Origin of the sequence: Marivita sp., assembly GCF_017643905.1 — a bacterium.
Taxonomy (GTDB): Bacteria; Pseudomonadota; Alphaproteobacteria; order Rhodobacterales; family Rhodobacteraceae; genus Marivita.
Window position 1 is genome coordinate 1 of record NZ_JAEPMO010000222.1, and the last position, 5091, is coordinate 5091.

Sequence of the window (5091 nt, forward strand, 5' to 3'; positions counted from 1 at the left end):
CCAGCACCGCGCGCTTGAACGACAGAACCGCCAGGTCCGCCAGGATCGAGCGTACGAGGCTCTTGAAGTCGAACTTGCCCGTTTCAACAAAACTCCGGAACGCGCTTTCCGCACCGTTGAAGGCACCGGTCAGGGTTTCGCCGAGGCCTTTGCCCCAGTTTAGCGCATCCGTGGCATAGGCCTGAAGAGATTCAGAGACTGCGCGCCAACCCGTGGCGATCCGTTCTCCGGCACTTCCTGCCGCGCCACCGGCACGCCCCATCGCATCAGACAACCGATCCGCGGAAGCCGTGGCCTCATCCAGCGCCGCCGCGCCTTCTTCACCTGTGCCCGCAACGGCGTCACGAAGCGCGCCCCAGGAGGTAAGTGGGGCTGTCGCGCCGTTCGCAAGGTCTGTGGCGGCACGCCGGTAAATATTGGCTGTTTCCAGTGCATCCGCTGCAATTCCATCAAGGCCAAGATCGGGAACAGTAAGTGGGTTATCCTCGAAGGCTCGGCGAAAGGCCTCTGCTGCAGCCGTTCCTGCATCTGCGGAGGCTCCGGCAAAGGGGTTCGGGATGTCGCTAAGGCTGATCTCTCCGATCTGGCCAAAGGTGGTCTCGATGCCGACCGCCGCCAGCGCATCCCGTATGAGGCCTGTGAAGGCGTCAATTCGGCGAATTGCGCCGTTCAGCATGGCCTCGATCCCGTCGAGCATGCGGTTGGCCGCCGAGAAGACCAGATCGCCGATCACATCCGGCAGACGCGACCAGATCTCGCGCACGGCGAGAAGTGCGCCCTCGAAGGTGTTAGCGGTCGTGTTGCCAAAGGCCACGACGCTCTCGATAGCTCCAGCCATGCCGGTCGCGGCATCGGCTTTGAGATCATAAAACATGGCCGTGGCACGCGACCCAGCCGCGTTGGCCCCCATTTTGATCCGTTCCCAGACCTCAACAGCGACATCTTTCAAGAGCCGCATGGCTTTACCGAAGCCGCCTGCGCCGGAGGCGAGCCGCGTGAACCAATAGACCAGTTCCCCTGCGCCGACGATCAGCGCACCGATGCCGGTGCGGATCAGCGTGCCTTTCAGGACCACAAGTGTAGTGGCGAGCCCACGAATAGAGAGAGCCGCAGCGGCCATGGCAGCTACCCAGCGTCCGGCGAGGAAGGTGGCAAAGGTCCCAGCGTAAATCGCCAGCCGATCAAGGTTGGCTAGTACGGCATCAAAAGCCCGACTGATCGGGCTGGTGCTGGACGCAAGGTCGACAAACGCATTGGCCACTGCCTCCAGCGACGGGGCGAGAGCCACAGCAATCCGGTTGCGCACCCCGGTGAAGACCTGGCCGATGCTAACGAGGGCGAGTTCCGACCGGCGCATGGCGGCGATGGCATCAGCGTCGAGCACCGCCCCAAGGGCCTGCGCCTGTGCCCCAAGCCGGGTCATCTCTGCCCCGCCGTTTTGCAGAAGCGGGATCAGCCGCGTGGCATCGGACGCCATGGCCTCGAGATAGAAGGTCATCTCCTGTTGGCTGACGCCCGCGCGCTCGAGGCTGTCGACATAGAGTTGCAGGGCTTCCGTCCCCGAAAGCCGGGCGAACTGGTCCGCCGTCACCCCAACCCGCGGCGCGATGTTCTCAAAAAAGTCCGCCATAGGGCCGCCGCCTGTCTGCAGGAAGTCGCCCACGCGGTCGTTCACGTCCTTCAGGATATCCGCGAGCTTTTCTTGTTCGATGCCAACGGTGGCCGAGGCCGCGGACCAGCGCTGGAAGACCTCCGGGGTGGCATTGGCTATCTGGGAAAGCTGGTTGATTTCGTTGGCGGCCGCGACGGTCGAGCGGGTCATCGCGACAACGGCACCGGCCAAAGCAGTCGCGGCAGCGGTCGCGGCGATCCTGGCCCGGCGCGCGAAAGCCGCCATGCGGGTGTTCGCGAGTTCCATTTCACGGCTGAGACGGCCGAAGCCCCGCGACCCGGCCTCGCCAACGCCCTCCAACTCGGCACGCACTTGTCGGCCGCCAGTCGCGGAAAGCCGGACGGAAACGCGCTTTTCTGCCATGGAAAGACGTCCTCAATGGATGACACCTCGTTCCCAATGGAAACGAGGTCAGGTGAGGCCTGATCCGGCCTGCAGGGTTTCATTGATTTTGCGCACCATCACCGCCTCAATGGGCGGCAGGAGTTCCGCGAGGATGAGGGGCGAAAGCCCGAGGGCCGCGCCGAGTTGCAGCGCTGCGCCCATATCCCAGCCAAGAACAGCGCCGCCGCTCATGCCGCCAGCACCCCGAACTTGGCCGCCGAGGCGTTGGACAAGATCCCAGACCTGCCATCCCTCAAGGGTCATTGGTTGATGGAGAGTGCGTGGGCATTCCGGGCACGCGGAGGAACAAGCTGCGCAATACTCACCGCCCCCGCCGAATTCCCAGTCGGCGAGAGCGGTCAGGCGTTTTTTTCCGCATCCAATATCAGCGCGCCGGCGATATATTTGGTCTGGAAGGCCTCAAAGATCGGCCAGAGTTCCAGCAGGGCGTCGATGCCATCCGGGGTCAGCGGCAGTGGTTTGCCGTCCTCATCACCAACGCCGTCCCAGTCCTTCACGACAATGCGCGCGACAGCTTTGGCGACGATCCGGGCGAGGTCGTCGTTGGAGGTGCTCCCGTCAGCATCAGCGGCGGCCGCGACAATTGCCGGATCGCTGCGCGCCGCCAGCATGACGGCGGTGGTGAGCGGTTCCACAAGCAGGCGCACTCCATGGCCAAGATCGAGCCAGTGTGGTTCGTTCGATAGGTTCAGGCGCAGCATCAGTAATCCTCGCGGTCATTGGTCAGCGTGACGGTGCACATCCGGCCCGCGACGGGATCGCTGGCGGCCTGCCAGTCAAAGGTCGCTTGCACGCCTTGAGGCCCGGAAATCTCGATCCGGGGGCGTGGCAGGTAAACAGCGTGGGCGGTCAGGGTCAGGGTCTCGCCTGTGGGCAGGGTATAGGAGAACTCCAACTCGCAGGCCTCGCCATTGATCGCTTGCGTAACCAGCGTCTGGTCAGCAAAGCGGACAACGACATTGCCGGTGAGCGCAGCGATAGACGGGTCCGCGCCGTCAATCTTGCCATCGGCGCGGATGGTCTCAATCCGGTCGAGATTGTTGGCATAGGTAAGGTCGGCAGAGACAACGTTACCTATGTTGGCGCCGTTCCGAGTGATCGAACCGTTGAAATGGCCGAAGCGTTTCAGGGCAATATTGGTCGGCGTTCCGGCCGCGGTGCTCGTGGCGATGTTTTCGCCTTGGGCAACTATGCTGGCAGTGGCCGTCAGCAAGCCCGACCTCGCCATCTGCCAGTTGAGGCTATCCACCATGCAGCCGGAATACATCGCATAGCGCGGTACTTCGGGCATACCGGTTTCCACCGAGAATGACGGTAGGGCCCAGTTTCCGGAGCGGAACTCGTGGATGTAGGGCCCGGCGCCGGTGGTCGTCGGGGTGCCAAAGGCTGCCTTCAGCCAGAAGCCGAAGGCCTCAGCATCGAGCGGCACGACCACATCGCCGTCTGCCGTCACCGCGTCCTTGATCGGGGCCTGCGGATCGCGGCCATAGCCCAGAAGCTCCGATGTCTGCAGCGGTTGCTCGGCCCCGAGCGTCGTGCTGGCGAAGGGCATCTTGGTAAAGCCGCTCACGGGCGGCGTGCCGTATGTCGTCTCGAACGCGAGCGCCATTTGCGCCCGCGCCCCTTGGGCTCGTGCCATGGTGTTCTCCTTGGGTTGCGGGGATCAGCCGAGCTGGTCGGCCGTGGAATAGTGCAGCACTACCGGGATCACCGCCGCCTTCAGGCTGGCCGCGCCATCGACCGGCAGATCGACCGGGCGCGGCGCCTCCGCATTGACCCAGTCGCAGAGCCCGCCCAGCGTGTGGTCGGCGGCGAGCGCCGCGCCGATGCTGGCGGTCAGCGTGTCGAAGGCGGCGTCACGGGCGCTGCCCTGCACGACAGCCTCGATCTCGGCGCGGTGCTGGTAGTGATAGCGCAGCGGCGACAGCGTCACCTCGGGCTCCCCCGGCTCGCCGTCGCGCAGGATCAGCAACCCCTCGGCCGGGACACGTTCGGGCAGCACGTCACCCCGCAGCGCGGTGGCGGGCAACGCCGAAAGCCGCGCATGCAGCGCGGTGAGGATGGTTTCGCGGGGGGTGGGCATATAACGATCAGCGATCAAATTGTTCGGGAAGGGCTGCCATTCACCACCAAGGGTAGTTTTTGATCCGAAGACCGTGTGCCGCCAGATTAGTCGATGAACCTAAGTTCATTGGTGGATCGGTTTTGCACCGGTCTGCCGACAGATAGCGCTGTCGTCAGTGATGATGTCGGGTTTCTCTTCCTCGTCATGGCTTTCATGGTGCTTGGTGACCTTGGAAATCTATGCCTTAATGCTCGGAACCAGATGGTACGCTTATGACTTGATCGCTGATCGAACCAATATGGCTTTGACTGTTAGACACCAGACTGTGAAACGTCTCCCGAACGATGGCAAAGTTCACGCCATCCTCCGTTGTGTGAGGTGTGGACACACCAAGCCCTTTCACAACGAAATCAGCGACGAGCATGTGCAGCAATTAAAAGACCCTGTTGTTTGTTCAAAATGTCGATCAAAAGAAATCACCCTTGATTTGTTTTCCTTGGAAGCGCAGCGCGTTCCGACATTGAGTCGTCAGTCGGCCAAAAAGTGTATTGTTTGTGGATCAGAGATATCAGAAATCACATTAGAGGCTGTACCGCACACGCTTTGCTGTTCGGAGCATTTGGACCAGAACCCTCGGGCGCAAATAAGGATCATCGAGCCAATGGGGTCGAGAGATGACTTCAAAAAAGACAGTGCATCAAATTGGAGCCGAGCCACTCGACCGAAGTTCTGATCCCGCCCCACTGGAATGCTAATTACTGCGCAAACTGTCCTTCCACCCAAGTCGCCACGATCAGCCCTGGTATCACCGCCTGCGCGCGCTCTGCATCCCGCGCCAGATCCAGCCGTTTCGCGAGCTTCACCTGTGGCACCAGTAGGAAGATCGGTACTGTCGCCTTACCGCGCCCGGTCTTTGAGCGAGACGCAACGCCCAGTCCGCGGCTGTTCA

At 62.3% G+C, this 5091-nt stretch carries 6 protein-coding genes; all 6 read right to left on the reverse strand.

Going from position 1 to position 5091, the window contains the following annotated elements; translation table 11 throughout:
- Nucleotides 1–2035 (reverse strand): phage tail tape measure C-terminal domain-containing protein (locus JJ869_RS21950; RefSeq protein WP_292270791.1); only part of this gene is annotated, 2035 nt, incomplete at its 3' end.
- Nucleotides 2036–2083: 48 nt separating this feature from the next.
- The gene (locus tag JJ869_RS21955) at nt 2084–2320 is read right to left on the reverse strand and encodes a hypothetical protein (protein WP_292270795.1); all 237 of its coding nucleotides are present in this window, start codon (nt 2318–2320) and stop codon (nt 2084–2086) included.
- 95 nt (nt 2321–2415) lie between these two features.
- Nucleotides 2416–2778 (reverse strand): hypothetical protein, encoded by a 363-nt coding sequence (locus JJ869_RS21960; RefSeq protein WP_292270798.1) that lies wholly within the window; start codon nt 2776–2778, stop codon nt 2416–2418.
- Nucleotides 2778–3716 (reverse strand): phage tail tube protein, encoded by a 939-nt coding sequence (locus JJ869_RS21965; RefSeq protein WP_292270799.1) that lies wholly within the window; start codon nt 3714–3716, stop codon nt 2778–2780. The genes JJ869_RS21960 and JJ869_RS21965 overlap by 1 nt, the downstream gene beginning before the upstream one ends.
- A gap of 24 nt (nt 3717–3740) precedes the next feature.
- A complete protein-coding gene (locus JJ869_RS21970; protein WP_292270802.1) occupies nt 3741–4160 on the reverse strand; it encodes an acyl-CoA transferase in 420 nt (139 codons plus the stop codon).
- Nucleotides 4161–4897: 737 nt separating this feature from the next.
- On the reverse strand, nt 4898–5091 hold a 194-nt coding region (locus JJ869_RS21975), incomplete at its 5' end, for a DUF6441 family protein (RefSeq protein ID WP_292270804.1).